Source organism: Xanthobacter versatilis (assembly GCF_043193975.1).
Taxonomy (GTDB): Bacteria; Pseudomonadota; Alphaproteobacteria; order Rhizobiales; family Xanthobacteraceae; genus Xanthobacter; species Xanthobacter autotrophicus_E.
Window position 1 is genome coordinate 330,098 of the sequence record NZ_JBAFVB010000004.1, and the last position, 13,060, is coordinate 343,157.

Sequence of the window (13,060 nt, forward strand, 5' to 3'; positions counted from 1 at the left end):
CGGTTGACCGCACGCGGGAGAGGGAGCTTGGCCGGCTCTCTCCGCAACCGGGCGCTCGCCCCGTGGCGGGGCGTCTCTCCCCTTTGGCGGCGATCGGTGCTATCCAGTCGCGATGATGCGTTCTCCGGCAAATAAAGTCCCGGCCGACGACGGGCCGCACGTGCATCCCGCCTCGGTGGTCTCCGCGCTTGCAACCCTCGATGCGGAAAAGGCGGGCCTCGCGGCCCTGGCGGAAGCCATGGCAGGCCCTTTGGGCGCGGCCTTCGACGTGGCGGTGGCCACCATCCAGAATTCCCACGGCCGGGTCATCGTCACCGGCATGGGCAAGAGCGGGCACGTGGCGCGCAAGATCGCCGCGACGCTGGCCTCCACCGGCACGCCGGCCCATTATGTCCACCCCGCCGAGGCCAGCCACGGCGACCTCGGCATGATCACCACCGACGACGTGATCGTGGCCCTCTCCTGGTCCGGCGAGACGGTGGAACTCCACGATATCGTGGACTATTCGCGCCGCTTCGACGTGCCGCTCATCGCCTTCACCTCCAACACCCAGAGTGCGCTGGCTTCCAGCGCCAGCGTGGTGCTGAGCCTGCCGGTGGCGCAGGAGGCCTGCCCCCACGGGCTCGCCCCCACCACCTCCACCCTCATGCAGCTGGCGCTGGGCGACGCGCTGGCGGTGGCGCTGCTGCAGAGCCGGGGCTTCACCGCCCTCGATTTCCGCCAGTTCCATCCCGGCGGCAAGCTGGGCGCGAGCCTGAAGTTCGTGCGCGACGTGATGCGCCAGGGCGATGCGGTGCCGGTGGTGGCGGCCGGCACCCTCATGGGCGCCGCGCTGGTGGAGATGAGCACCAAGGGCCTTGGCTGCGTGGGCGTCGTGGGGCCGGACGGCGCGCTGACCGGCATCGTCACCGACGGCGACCTGCGCCGCCACATGGCCAACGACCTGCCGACCCGCACGGTGGACGAGATCATGACCGCCGCGCCCAAGACGGTGCGGCCGGACCAGCTCGCCTCCGAGGCCCTCAACATCCTCAACAGCCGCAAGATCACGGCCCTGATGGTGGTGGAGGGCAAGGCGCCCGTGGGCGTGCTGCACATCCACGACCTGCTGCTGACCGGCATCGCCTGAGGCTCGGGCTCAGGCCACCTGCGGCGCATCCCCCGGCCGCGTGGCGATCAGGTCGCGCAGGGTGAGGATGGTGGCGGCGTCCGCCACCCCGTCCACCTTGGCGGGGCGGAAATGGCGCTGGAAGGCGGCGACCACATCGGCGGTTTCGGCATCGTAAGCGTCGGTCAGCTCGATGCCGTAGCCGTAGAGCGCGAGCATGGCCTTGAGCGCCGCCACCGGCTCCCCCGCATCCCCCAACATGAAGAAGCGCCCGCCCTCGACCCGCGACGGCGGCACCAGATGGCCGATGCCGGCAGCATGCAGGGCGCCCCAGGGAAAATTCTCCCCAGGATCGCGCTTGCGCCCCGGGGCCACGTCCGAATGGGCGAGCACCCGGTCGGCGCGGATGGCGTGGCGGGCGACGATGTCGGCCGATAGGGCGATCACCGCCGCGATCTGCACGGCGGGAAAGTCCGGCAGGCCGTAATCATGGCCGCCATTGACGATCTCGATGCCGATGGAACGGGAATTGGTGTCGGTGACGCCCTCCCAGGACGAGCGGCCCGCGTGCCACGCCCGCGCCGCCTCGGCCACCATCTGCACCACGCTCCCGTCCTCGCGCACGACATAGTGGCAGGACACCTCCGAGGCGGGGGTGCGCAGCAGCTCGATGGCGGCATCCGCACTCGCCATGCCGGTATAGTGCAGCAGCAGCATGTCCAGCTTCGCCCGGCGCGGCCCGAAATTGGGCGAGGGCGCAAGACTCTCCACGCACGGGCTGTCGGGGGCGGAGAGAAGCTCGGGCATGGGCGTTTCAGGCATGCTCATGCCAGCCTCCGCTGCCGGGTGATGAGGGAATAGGCGGCGTTCAGCGCCGCCACCCGGTCGTTGGCGAGCTTGATGGCGGCGGGTGGCAGGCCGCGCCCGGCGATCTTGTCGGGGTGGTGGCTGGCCACCAGCGCCCGCCAGCGCGCCTTCACCTCCTCGTCCGAGGCGCCCGGGTCGAGGTCGAGCACGGCATAGGGGTCGCCGGGCCGGCGCACGTGCCGCGCCTCGATGCGGGCATAGGCGGCACCGGTGAAGCCGAGGATGCGGGCGACCTCCTCCAGGAACATCAGTTCCTTCTCGTGCAGGGCATGATCGGCCTTGGCCACGTGGAACAGGGCGTCCAGCAGGTCCTCGCGGGTGTCGGGATCGTCGGCGAACATCTGCGCCACCTGCCGGGCGTAGGAGTCGAAGCCGGCAGTGTCCTGCTTGGCGAGATTGAACAGGCGGGCCACGGCGTCGAGGTCCTCGGGCGGGATGTCGAACACCTCGCGGAAGGCCTCAACCTCCGCCGGCACCACCACCCCGTCGGCCTTGGCCATCTTGGCGGAGAGCGCGATGAGCGCCACCGAGAAGGCGGCGGGCTTTTCCGCCGGCGCGAGCAGCAGCCGGTCAAGGGCGTGCCCCGCCAGCGCGCCGAGCAAGGCGCCGAGCGGCCCACCCAGCGCAAATCCCACACCCGCTCCCCCGATCAGACCGTAAGCCACGCGTCCCTCCGCCGTTGCCGCGTTGCAGCTAACGGGGCGGCGCGGCGCTCTCAAGGCGGATCAGCCCAATTCGAAGCTGGTGATGCCGAAAATCCGCGCGAGCGGCAGGTCCGGGGCCGGGCCGCGATACATGCGCGCGGTCTCGAACACCGGGGCAAGCCCCGCCGCCTCGGCGAGGGCGCGGGCGGCGGCATTCGGCTCGGGCACGTCGAGGAACACCGGCCCGCCCTGTGCGGTGGCCACCAGCGTGCCGAACAGGGCGGCGGCCGCCTCTGCGTCGTCGGCGAACAGGGGGCCGATCTTGTGGCCCTCGCGGCAGCGGCGGATGACGCCGTAGCCCTTAACCGCGCCCTCCGCGACGAACGCGCAGGCGCGGCCGAAGGGTGGGGCGAGCCAAGCCTTTAGGAAGTCGGGGCGGGCAAAGCCGAAGCAGGCGGCATCCAGCGCCGCCACGCCGTCGCGATGGGCCGGGGCGATGTCCACCACGCGGGGATCGCTCGCGCCGGCCTTCGCCGTTCCGCCATAGCGGATGTTGCGATGGGCGAGGACGAAGCCGGAACGGGCATAATTGTCCTGCTGCGCCAGCACGCCGTCGAGGCCCACCGTGCCCCGAAGGGAGGTGAAGGTGTCCTGCCACAGGGCATAGCCGAGCCCCCGGCCGCGCAGGTCCGGCCGGCAGATGTAGAACCCCACGAAGGTGAAGAGCTCTTGATAGGTCGTGGCGGAGATGACCGTCGCCAGCGCGCCGTCGCGGAACAGGCCGCGGAAGGCGGCTTTGTCCTGGGCGAGGAAGGCGTTCGCATCGGCAAGGCCGGGGTTCCAGCCCTCCCGGGCGGCCCAGTCCACGACGGTTTCCACCTCGGCGGGATCGAGGGTGCGGATGGTGGTGGTCATGGCTTCCCCTCTGCCTTCAAGGTGCCGTGTCCTTGCTCCTAATCCTGCTCGCTCACCGGCGGCGGGGCCGTCCGCGCAACGGTTTCGAGGAAGCCGGCGAGGTCCTCGGTGATGTGGTCCACATAGGCGTCCTCGCGGCCCTCGAACTCCCAGCTCTCGCGGGCGGCGATGGTCTCGTCCGGCGGTACCACCAGCACGGTGACCATGCCCAGCCGGTGCGGCACCTCCAGGTTGCGGGCGAGGTCCTCGAACATGGCCGAGCGGGTCGGGTCCACGCCATGGGCCCTCAGGAAGCGCAGATAGGCTTCCTCGGTGGGCTTGGGGTGGAATTCGGCGGCCACGATGTCGTGCACGGCGGCGAAATGGGCATCGATGCCTAGCTTTTCCAGCACGTTGCGGGCGTGGCGCTCCGAGCCGTTGGTGTAGACGATCTTCGCCCCCGGCAGCGCCTCGATGGCGGCGGCAAGGCGCGGCGAGGCGTCCAGCCCCGACAGGTCCACGTCATGCACGTGGGCGAGGAAGGCGTCCGGCTCCACCCCGTGCTCGATCATCAGGCCGCGCAGGGAGGTGCCGTAGCGGCGGTAATACTCCTTCTGGATGCGGAAGGCGTCGTCCGGCGGAATGCCCAAGAGGTCCGAGATGTAGCCCTTCATGCGGGCGTCGATCTGGAACCACAAATCGTGGTGGGCGGGGTAGAGGGTGTTGTCGAGGTCGAACACCCAGGTGTCCACCGCGTCGAAGGCTACGGAAGGCTTGCCGGGAAAAGGGCTCAGGAGAGGAATTGTCATGGGGTGCCGCGACTTGATCGTCTTCGAGCTGCGCGGATACACGCGCGGGCAGAAGACGCGTTGAAACGGACGAGGCGCCCCGCGACCGCGCGAAACACCCTCGTGGACGGATCGCCGCACCCGCTCGGCGGGCCACAGAATGCCTCAGAAGGGGCCGCGGGAATAGATCTCGCCCAGCGCGGCTTCCAACTGGGCGATCCGGCTCCTGTAGGCACCGGAGAGGCAGGAGCTATCGCCGCCGCAGGTGGAGCGCTGGGCCAGCCAGGCCCGCTGCGCGTCCTGGATCATGCCGCGCTGGCCCATGGCGACCAGCTTCGTGAGGACGCCGTAGAGGGTGGACATCTTCACATCGAGTTGGGCGAGGTCGCAGCTGTCGCAGACCGCCTTTTCGTCGGCCGCGCGGGCGGTGGCGCAGTCGAAGCTTGCCGCCCCGGCCGGGGCGAGCGCGAGGAATGTGGCGGCAAGCACTGCGGGGGCGACGGCGAGGGTGGAGGACAGGCGGACGGGCAGCAGTGACATGATGTTACCTCTCCTTGGAGGGGGCGCCTTGGACAATTCTTGCGGTGCATGAACCTGGGTCAGGCGAGGGCTACCGTGTCACCCACGGCCACCCGCCCGGAGCGCACCACCTTGGCATAGATGCCGCAATCCGTGTGGCCGTAGGCGGCCATCAGCCCCTTCACCACGTTGAGGTCGCGGGTGGCGGTCTCAGGGTTCACGTTCACCGCGGCGCAGCGCTCGGTGCGCTTGAGCACGGCGATCTCGGCCGCGCCCACCTTCAGGCGCTGGCCCGCGAGCGTCAGCTCCGCACCGGTGGGCCAACCCTCCAGATGCAGGTTCATACGGAAACGGCGGGGATCGAGCGTTGCGCCCATGCGGGCTTCCAGATCGCGCACACTGTCGAGGTTGAGCAGGGACAGGAAGCCCGAGCGCAGGGAATCGGTGAAGCGGAAGCCGTCCGGCGCGGTGAGCAGCCTCAGCGGCCCGCGCGCCTCCTCGCCCATGTAGAAGGTGAGGAAGGCTTCCACCTCCGCCCGGCCGTCCGCCGTGGAGAGGTCGGCGCGGACCGCCTCGTGGCCGTCGAGGGCGAGCGTGAGCGTCGCTGTTTCTGGCTCGTAGCGGGAGGCGAGGCCGGCAAGGCGGGCGTCGCGCATCAGCATGAGGAATGCGGTCTTGGGCCGGTAGGCGGGGGCGTCGGGGTCGAACCCACTGGCGCCGTTCTCCACCGCATAGAGCCGGTCGTGCGGGAAGAAGGCGCCGGCCTCCAGCGTCACCGCCTCAAGGGCTTCCGGCGACAGCCCCTTCACCGGATGACGGTAGATGGCCTTGAGGGTGGCGGTGGGCAGGGCCTGTGGTGACGCGGCATCGGCGGCGGGCGAGACGGGCGCTGGGGGCACAGGCGCGGGCATGGCGATCTCTCCGGTTCAGCGCCGCCCCTCCCATGCCGGGCAGCCATGGTCAAGGCCATGGAAATTTCGCCTGGATCAAGGCGGCCGGTGGAGATCGGTCCAAGCTGCCGGACAGCACGAAAGGGGGCTGAGCCTTGTCCACGCAGGATCCGTGCGAAATCAGCCGCAGACCCCTTCCGTTGCCGCCGGGCCACACCCACATGAGGCACGGCACAGGTTCGTTCCATCTGTGCAGCGGTAGCCGGGGATGCCGGGACCGTGTCCCACCGTGCCCCCTATGCTTCCTGAGAAGGTACCGGGCGCGAGAAGGAGGAGAGACATGAATTTTGAGATCTATACCGAGCGCGCGCGCGGCTTCGTCCAGTCGGCCCAGTCGCTGGCGACCCGGGAGGGTAACCAGCAGTTCACGCCCGAGCACCTGCTCAAGGTGCTGATGGACGATCCCGAAGGCCTGTGCTCGGGCCTGATCCAGCGCGCGGGCGGCAATCCCGTGCTGGTGCGGGCCGAGGTGGAAGCGGCGCTGAAGAAGCTGCCGAAGGTGGAAGGCGGCTCCGGCCAGGTCTATCTCAGCCAGCAGCTGGCCAAGGTGTTCGAGACCGCCGAGCAGGCAGCCAAGAAGGCGGGCGACGGCTATGTCACCGTCGAGCGCATGCTGCTCGCCCTGACCATCGAGAAGGACACCGAGGCGGGCCGTATCCTGGTGAAGGCCGGCGTGACGCCGCAGACCCTGAACGCGGCCATCGAGGCCCTGCGCAAGGGCCGCACCGCGGACAGCGCCACCGCCGAGAATGCCTATGACGCCCTGAAGAAATACGCCCGCGACCTCACCCAGGCCGTGCGGGACGGCAAGCTCGACCCGGTTATCGGCCGCGACGAGGAGATCCGCCGCACCATCCAGGTGCTGGCGCGCCGCACCAAGAACAATCCCGTGCTCATCGGCGAGCCCGGCGTCGGCAAGACCGCCATCGTGGAGGGCCTCGCCCGCCGCATCGTGGACGGCGACGTGCCGGAGAGCCTGAAGAACAAGAGCCTGCTGGCCCTCGACATGGGCTCCCTCATCGCCGGCGCGAAATATCGCGGCGAGTTCGAGGAGCGCCTGAAGAGCGTGCTCTCCGAGGTGGAGAGCGCGGAAGGCGGCATCATCCTGTTCATCGACGAGATGCACACCCTGGTCGGCGCCGGCAAGACCGACGGCGCCATGGATGCCTCCAACCTCTTGAAGCCGGCGCTGGCCCGCGGCGAGCTGCACTGCGTCGGCGCCACCACGCTGGATGAATATCGCAAGCACGTGGAGAAGGACGCGGCCCTGGCCCGTCGCTTCCAGCCCGTCTTCGTCTCCGAGCCCACGGTGGAGGATACCGTCTCCATCCTGCGCGGGCTGAAGGAGAAGTACGAGCTTCACCACGGCGTGCGCATCACCGATTCGGCGCTGGTGTCGGCGGCGGTCCTGTCCAACCGCTACATCACCGACCGCTTCCTGCCCGACAAGGCCATCGACCTGATGGACGAGGCGGCTTCCCGCCTGCGCATGCAGGTGGATTCGAAGCCCGAGGAGCTGGACAGCCTCGATCGCGAGATCATGCGCCGCAAGATCGAGCAGGAGGCCCTCAAGAAGGAGACCGACACCGCCTCCAAGGACCGCCTGAAGCGCTCCGAGAAGGAATTGGCCGACCTTGAGGAGAAGGCTTCCGTCCTCACCTCCAAGTGGAAGGCGGAGAAGGAGAAGCTGGGCGCCGCGACCACGCTGAAGTCGAAGCTCGATCAGGCGCGGGCGGATCTGGCCACCGCGCAGCGGCAGGGCGAATACCAGAAGGCTGGCGAGCTGACCTATTCGGTCATCCCCGAGCTTGAGAAGAAGCTCGCCGAGGTCGAGAAGGCGGGCGCAGCCGGGCAGATGGTGGAAGAGGCAGTGACGCCGAACCACATCGCCGGCGTCGTCTCGCGCTGGACCGGCGTGCCGGTGGACAAGATGCTGGAAGGCGAGCGCGAGAAGCTCCTGCGCATGGAGCTGGAGCTGGCCAAGCGCGTGGTGGGCCAGTCGGAGGCCGTGGCCGCCGTCTCCACCGCCGTGCGTCGCGCCCGCGCCGGCCTCCAGGACCCGAACCGGCCCATCGGCTCGTTCCTGTTCCTCGGCCCCACCGGCGTCGGCAAGACCGAGCTGACCAAGGCGCTCGCCGAATTCCTGTTCGACGACGAGACCGCCATGGTCCGCATCGACATGTCGGAATACATGGAGAAGCACTCCGTGAGCCGCCTCATCGGCGCGCCTCCCGGCTATGTGGGCTATGACGAGGGCGGTGCCCTCACCGAGGCGGTCCGCCGCCGGCCCTACCAGGTGGTGCTGTTCGACGAGGTGGAGAAGGCCCATCCGGACGTGTTCAATGTCCTCCTGCAGGTGCTCGACGACGGGTGCCTCACGGACGGGCAGGGGCGCACGGTGGACTTCCGCAACGTGCTTATCGTCATGACCTCCAACCTCGGCGCCGAATTCCTCGCCGACCCGCGCCAGCCCATGGGCTTCAAGGTGCCGGGCCACGAGGGAGAGACCGTGGTGTCGGACGAGGAGGCCTACGATATGGTGATGGGGGCGGTGCGGCGTCATTTCCGCCCTGAATTCATCAACCGCATCGACGAGATCGTCATGTTCCACCGCCTGAAGCGGGAGCAGATGGACTCCATCGTGGACATCCAGATGGGCCGGCTGCGCAAGCTGCTGGAGGATCGCAAGATCACCATCGAGCTGTCCCCCGAGGCGCGGGCCTTCCTCGCCGAGAAGGGTTACGACCCGGCCTATGGCGCGCGTCCCCTGAAGCGCACCATCCAGAAGCTGGTGCAGGACCCGCTGGCCGAGAAGATCCTCGCCGGCACCGTCCTGGACGGCGCAACGGTGAAGGTGGGCCTGGACAACGGCCAGCTTACCTTCGCGGGAGAGGCGGCGCCGGTGGACCAGGCCGCCTGAGGACGGTCCGGTCCCGAGCGGCTGAGAACAGAAAGGCCCTCCCCATCGGGAGGGCCTTTTTCATTCCTCCCGCAAGGTCTATGGCGTCCGCGCCGGACCGGGGAGCGAACGATGCCGATACCGATGGATCTCCAGCACGCCACCGAGGATTTCGAGCGCTTCCTCGCCGACGCGCGGGATACGGCGAGCCTTGGCACGCGCAATCAGGCCTACACCATGGTGGACGGGGTGTTGCGGGTGTTCCGGCGGCGCCTGTCGCTGGAAGACGCCATCCGCTTTGCCGGGGTGCTGCCGCCCGTGCTCCGGGCGATCTTCGTCGCGGATTGGGATCCAGCGGAGCCGCGGCGGACATTCACGGACCGGGCGGCGCTGACGGCCGAGGTGCAGGATTTGCGCCGGCACCACAATTTCGCGCCGGCCTCCGCCATCGCCGACGTGGCTGCGGCCTTGCGGCGGAACATGGAGGCGGAAAAGCTCGACCGCGTTCTTGCTATTTTACCCGAGGGCGCGGCCGGTTTCTGGGCGGTGTGATGGGCGTCGCAGGCTGAAGGCGCGGGCCGCGCGGGGATCGCGGCCGATCGATCAGTTGCCGCGCGCGGTCTGGAGCAGGGCTTCGGCACGCGCCACGGCGGCGGTGAAGAAAGGCTGGTTCTTGGCTTCCTTGGCGAAGCAGGTGCGATAGGCGGCGGAGCCTTCGTCCTCGGCCCGGGAGGCGTCGTCCCAGCGCGGATCGTCATCCTTCTTCGACTTCTGCGCGGCGGCGCGCAGCGTCTTGGCCTTGGCGGCATAGGTCTTCCAGACCTGGTCGCAGGCGGGAATGGACTTGATGGTCACCTTCGCCTCGCTGGTGCCGATGATCACGCGCCCGTTCGCGATGCGGGTGATGACGATGCTGTCGGGCACCTGGTTCGCCGCCACGTCCTGGCTGAAGAGGCCGAGGGCCGCGTAGGTTGTCTCGCCTTCGGTGGCCGCCACCGGCAATTGCGTATAGATGGCGAAGGCGGCGTCGCTGCTGATGGCGTAGGTGTAGAAGAGGTCTGTCGCCATGGCGGCCTTGATGCCGCCCGCCAGCTCCGGCGGCGCGTTCTCTTCCTTCGCGCGTGCGGCGAGCCACGCGGCGAACACCGGCTCGGGCGAGACCAGCAGGCGTGTGGTGAAGTCGGCGTCGGAAAACCGCAGGCCATCGGGCTCGCCCGATTCGATCTGGCCGTCCAGCAGCGTGCCCGGCGAAAAGGTGGGCGGGGCGTTGAGACCCTTGAACGTAAGCGGGCCAAGGAGTGCGGCCATGCGCTTCTGCAGTGTCGCGAGGGCCGCCTCGTCGCGCTTGTACAGATCGTCCGGATTCGCCCCGGCCTTCTCCGCAGCCGCGAGCGCCGCCACGGCCTTGTCGCGGGCGGCGATATAGTCGTCGTCCGCTTGTCCCGCCACCGCGGCAAGGGGCACGCTGGCGGCGAGAAGCACGACGCCGGCAGTCTGCAGGGCAAGGCGGCGGGCGAAGCGGATCATGAGCGGTGCTCGCAGTGGTCGAAAACAGGCGGCGCATACTGGCGCGGTCCCGACGGGACCGGAACATCCGCCGCTGTCGCAGGCGGGGCGGATTACGTGCCGGCCTGGCGGCATCGCAGGCCGGCCGGATGGCGCAGGGATCCGCCTTCAGGCCGGCCTGGCCTGAAGGCGCTCGGGACTGGCCCTCAGTTGCTGGCGGCCTTCTTGGCGCCGGCACTGGCGGCCGCGACGCGGGGCGGCACCGGCGCATGGCTCAGCAGCGCCTCGATACGCTCACGCTCGCGCTTGAACTCGGCGAGGAAGCGCCCGTCCAGCGCCCGGCCGCGCGGCAGCTTGATGCGCATGGGATCCACGAAATTGCCGTTGATCTTCACCTCGTAATGGAGGTGCGGGCCGGTCGAGAGGCCGGTGGTGCCGATATAGCCGATGAGCTGGCCCTGGCGCACCGTCATGCCCTCGCGGATGCCGCGGGCAAATCCCGATTGGTGGGAATAGGTGCTGACATAGCCGTTGGCGTGCTGGATCTCGGTGTGCTTGCCGTAGCCCGATTTCCAGTTGGCATAGATGATGGTGCCGTTGCCGGCCGCATAGATGGGGGTGCCGATGGCGTCGGCCCAGTCCACGCCAGTGTGCAGCTTGGAATAGCCGAGGATCGGATGGCGGCGATAGCCGAACGGCGAGCGCATGATGCCGCCGGCAAGCGGCTTTCTGACCAGGAACTTCTTCGCGCTCTTGCCGTCGTCGTCGTAATAATCGACCACGCCGTCGTCGGCGGTCTGGAAGCGGTAGTAGCGCCGGGTTTCCTTGTTCACCGTGAGCGCGGCGTAGAGCACGTCGTTCGACGCACCGGGATCGTCTGAGTACAGGATCTCGAAATTGTCACCCGGACGCACCCGGCGCTGGAAATCCACGTCGAAGGAATAGACGCGGATGATGTCGGCGATGACGGCGCGCGGCACTTCGTTGCGCAGGCAGGTCTCGTAGACGCTCTCATAGAGGCGGATGCCGGGCCCGCTGTCGTCGTCGTCCGTATCCTCGGAGATGCCTGCGATCTCGGTTTCCGACGGCTCGGGTACGTTCACGAACTCGTCCTTGTCGGACAAGGCGACGGTGCCTTCGTGGCCAAGGTCGCTGAAGATCGACACCCGCAGCGGGCGGACCCGCTTGTTCTCTTCCTGGAGCAGCATGCGCATGCGCAGGCCGTCCTTCACCTGGCCGTCGCGGCCCCGGCCGAAGGCGGCGGCGGCGGCGCGCGCGTCCTCCTTGGAGACGCCGTTGTCGATGAGGATGGAGGCGATGGTATCGCCCTTCTTCACCACCACGGCCGTATCGGACCAATCGTTGCCGCCGGAGGTCTCGTCCGAGGTCTTGGGCACGAAGCTGATGTTGCCGGGCATGGCCTGCTGGGCCGGCAGGCCGGGGGCATGGGCGCCGGGCACCGCGCTTCCCGGCAGTCCGGCACCGTTGCCCAGGGCGTCGCCGACGCTGGCGTACGACAGATAGGGCGTGGGGGAGGCCGGAGGGGCAAAGCCGGGGCCGCCGACGATGGCGGGGGGCAGGGCACCCGGATTGCCTGGCCCGGGGCGGCTCAGCTCGGCCACTTCGCGCACCTTGACCAGCACGTTCTCCATGGGAGTCGCTGCGCCCAGCTTGGTGCTCTGCGGCAGGCTCGACAGGTCGCGCATCACCAGGGTGACTTCCCCGGTCGGCTCGGCCTGCGGCGCCGCCTCTTCCTTGGAGACCGATTCAGCCACCACCTGGGCCGGGTTGAAGCGCGGGATATTGGCCGAGACCGAGGTGGTGCTCATGGCGAGGTTCGCCGCGACGCGGGTGAAGGGGCGCACCTTGATGATCTCGCGGTCGCCCACCTTGGTGGCGGTGGAGACGCGGAAGGTCTGGCGTGCCGATGCGCTGTCGCCGAGCAGGGACATGCGATCGCCCTTGCGGGCGGCATTGACCGGGCGCTCGCCCAAAGCGAGGGCGCCGCGGATGGTATTGCGTACCTTTTCGGGCATCAGGGCGAAGCGGTGTTCGCCGTCGAGCGCGGCATAGACCGCGCCGCCCATGAGGAAGGAGCCGCACAGGGCCGTCAGAAGCGTGGCCGCGAACCAGCGCACGGAAACCCGGCGACGGTCGATGTCTTCCTCGTCTCCGTCCACCCCGAGCGGGGGGTCCTCGCCGAGCCCGGCTGCGCTTGTGGCATCGCGCCAGGCTCCGGCAGATCGTCGATGCTGCAAAATCCGTCCCTTCAGCTGAGCGCGCGCCGGCAGCGCAAAGGCTTAACTTTCACCAAGACGTAAAGCGGACCATGCCTTTCGCCTTGCGACCCGTCAATGTCGGGCCGCATGTGAGGGGCAGGTCGCGGCGAAAGCATGGCAGGGCCACTCCTACCGGGCTCGCGCCTCGCGCGCGCGTACTAATACATGTAGAGGACACGGGTCGCGCCCGACCGGTGGGCTTCCATGCGGCGGCGGGGGCGAGCCGGGCGGATGGGCTTTCGCGTTTTCGGCGCTGACGCGCGAAATCGGCTGACTCGCGAGAATTCCGAATCTCTTTTTTGCGCCGCCGGGGCAGGGGAGGGCGCCCGGCCGTTCACCGCACTGCAAGTTATGCACAGGCATAAAACCATTGCAGTGCAACATTTCCAGCCGAATAGCCGGCCAACATTTCCACAGCGTCACACCGGTGCAATTATCTGCTGGAGGCACCCTGTTGACACGTCGGGGGGGCCTCCTTATAACACGGCCATCGACGACGCGCTGCCGCCGCCCACTGGACGGAGGACGGCGCGTCTCCGACGCTCCTCACGACAGATTGTTGTGAAGCCGCCGGTTTACAAGCCGGAGGATGAGGCGTCGGTTCCC

General features: G+C 68.7%; 11 protein-coding genes. 3 read left to right on the forward strand and 8 right to left on the reverse strand.

Going from position 1 to position 13,060, the window contains the following annotated elements; genetic code table 11:
- The first annotated feature begins 115 nt into the window (after positions 1–115).
- Complete coding sequence (locus tag V5F66_RS11230) at positions 116–1,129, forward strand: KpsF/GutQ family sugar-phosphate isomerase (RefSeq protein ID WP_394004062.1); 1,014 nt, start codon at positions 116–118, stop codon at positions 1,127–1,129.
- A 9-nt stretch (positions 1,130–1,138) separates the two neighbouring features.
- Here the strand turns inward: V5F66_RS11230 and V5F66_RS11235 are convergent, their stop codons facing one another.
- From V5F66_RS11235 to V5F66_RS11260, 6 genes are all read right to left on the reverse strand, one after another.
- Entirely contained in the window at positions 1,139–1,936 is a 798-nt protein-coding gene (locus V5F66_RS11235; RefSeq protein WP_394093866.1) for an N-acetylmuramoyl-L-alanine amidase, read from the reverse strand.
- Positions 1,933–2,640, reverse strand: a complete 708-nt coding sequence (locus tag V5F66_RS11240) for a TerB family tellurite resistance protein (RefSeq protein ID WP_394093867.1) — start codon at positions 2,638–2,640, stop codon at positions 1,933–1,935. The genes V5F66_RS11235 and V5F66_RS11240 overlap by 4 nt, the downstream gene beginning before the upstream one ends.
- Positions 2,641–2,700: 60 nt before the next feature.
- A complete protein-coding gene (locus V5F66_RS11245) occupies positions 2,701–3,534 on the reverse strand; it encodes a GNAT family N-acetyltransferase (RefSeq protein ID WP_394093868.1) in 834 nt (277 codons plus the stop codon).
- A 38-nt stretch (positions 3,535–3,572) separates the two neighbouring features.
- Entirely contained in the window at positions 3,573–4,322 is a 750-nt protein-coding gene (locus V5F66_RS11250) for a pyrimidine 5'-nucleotidase (protein WP_394093869.1), read from the reverse strand.
- Positions 4,323–4,466: 144 nt separating this feature from the next.
- Positions 4,467–4,841 carry a lysozyme inhibitor LprI family protein gene (locus tag V5F66_RS11255; protein ID WP_394093870.1) on the reverse strand — a complete coding sequence of 125 codons (375 nt, stop codon included), beginning with the start codon at positions 4,839–4,841 and terminating at the stop codon, positions 4,467–4,469.
- Between the two features lie 59 nt (positions 4,842–4,900).
- The gene (locus V5F66_RS11260; RefSeq protein WP_394093871.1) at positions 4,901–5,731 is read right to left on the reverse strand and encodes an MOSC domain-containing protein; all 831 of its coding nucleotides are present in this window, start codon (positions 5,729–5,731) and stop codon (positions 4,901–4,903) included.
- Between the two features lie 319 nt (positions 5,732–6,050).
- Between V5F66_RS11260 and clpB the strand changes: the two genes are divergently transcribed.
- Positions 6,051–8,690, forward strand: a complete 2,640-nt coding sequence (gene clpB / locus V5F66_RS11265) for an ATP-dependent chaperone ClpB (RefSeq protein WP_394093872.1) — start codon at positions 6,051–6,053, stop codon at positions 8,688–8,690.
- A gap of 111 nt (positions 8,691–8,801) precedes the next feature.
- A complete protein-coding gene (locus V5F66_RS11270; protein WP_394093873.1) occupies positions 8,802–9,221 on the forward strand; it encodes a DUF2267 domain-containing protein in 420 nt (139 codons plus the stop codon).
- Between the two features lie 51 nt (positions 9,222–9,272).
- Here the strand turns inward: V5F66_RS11270 and V5F66_RS11275 are convergent, their stop codons facing one another.
- Both V5F66_RS11275 and V5F66_RS11280 read right to left on the reverse strand, forming a co-directional pair.
- Positions 9,273–10,196: a hypothetical protein gene (locus V5F66_RS11275; RefSeq protein ID WP_394093874.1), complete on the reverse strand. Its 924-nt coding sequence runs from the start codon at positions 10,194–10,196 to the stop codon at positions 9,273–9,275.
- Between the two features lie 185 nt (positions 10,197–10,381).
- Positions 10,382–12,355 carry a peptidoglycan DD-metalloendopeptidase family protein gene (locus V5F66_RS11280; RefSeq protein ID WP_157048078.1) on the reverse strand — a complete coding sequence of 658 codons (1,974 nt, stop codon included), beginning with the start codon at positions 12,353–12,355 and terminating at the stop codon, positions 10,382–10,384.
- Between the last annotated feature and the right edge of the window lie 705 nt (positions 12,356–13,060).

What these genes read in the sequence shown, in the direction of transcription:
- V5F66_RS11230 (WP_394004062.1), top strand. Translation starts at nt 116, where the DNA reads ATGCGTTCTCCGGCAAATAAAGTCCCGGCCGACGACGGGCCGCACGTG.
- V5F66_RS11235 (WP_394093866.1), bottom strand. Translation starts at nt 1,936, where the DNA reads ATGAGCATGCCTGAAACGCCCATGCCCGAGCTTCTCTCCGCCCCCGAC.
- V5F66_RS11245 (WP_394093868.1), bottom strand. Translation starts at nt 3,534, where the DNA reads ATGACCACCACCATCCGCACCCTCGATCCCGCCGAGGTGGAAACCGTC.
- V5F66_RS11250 (WP_394093869.1), bottom strand. Translation starts at nt 4,322, where the DNA reads ATGACAATTCCTCTCCTGAGCCCTTTTCCCGGCAAGCCTTCCGTAGCC.
- V5F66_RS11255 (WP_394093870.1), bottom strand. Translation starts at nt 4,841, where the DNA reads ATGTCACTGCTGCCCGTCCGCCTGTCCTCCACCCTCGCCGTCGCCCCC.
- V5F66_RS11260 (WP_394093871.1), bottom strand. Translation starts at nt 5,731, where the DNA reads ATGCCCGCGCCTGTGCCCCCAGCGCCCGTCTCGCCCGCCGCCGATGCC.
- clpB (WP_394093872.1), top strand. Translation starts at nt 6,051, where the DNA reads ATGAATTTTGAGATCTATACCGAGCGCGCGCGCGGCTTCGTCCAGTCG.
- V5F66_RS11270 (WP_394093873.1), top strand. Translation starts at nt 8,802, where the DNA reads ATGCCGATACCGATGGATCTCCAGCACGCCACCGAGGATTTCGAGCGC.
- V5F66_RS11275 (WP_394093874.1), bottom strand. Translation starts at nt 10,196, where the DNA reads ATGATCCGCTTCGCCCGCCGCCTTGCCCTGCAGACTGCCGGCGTCGTG.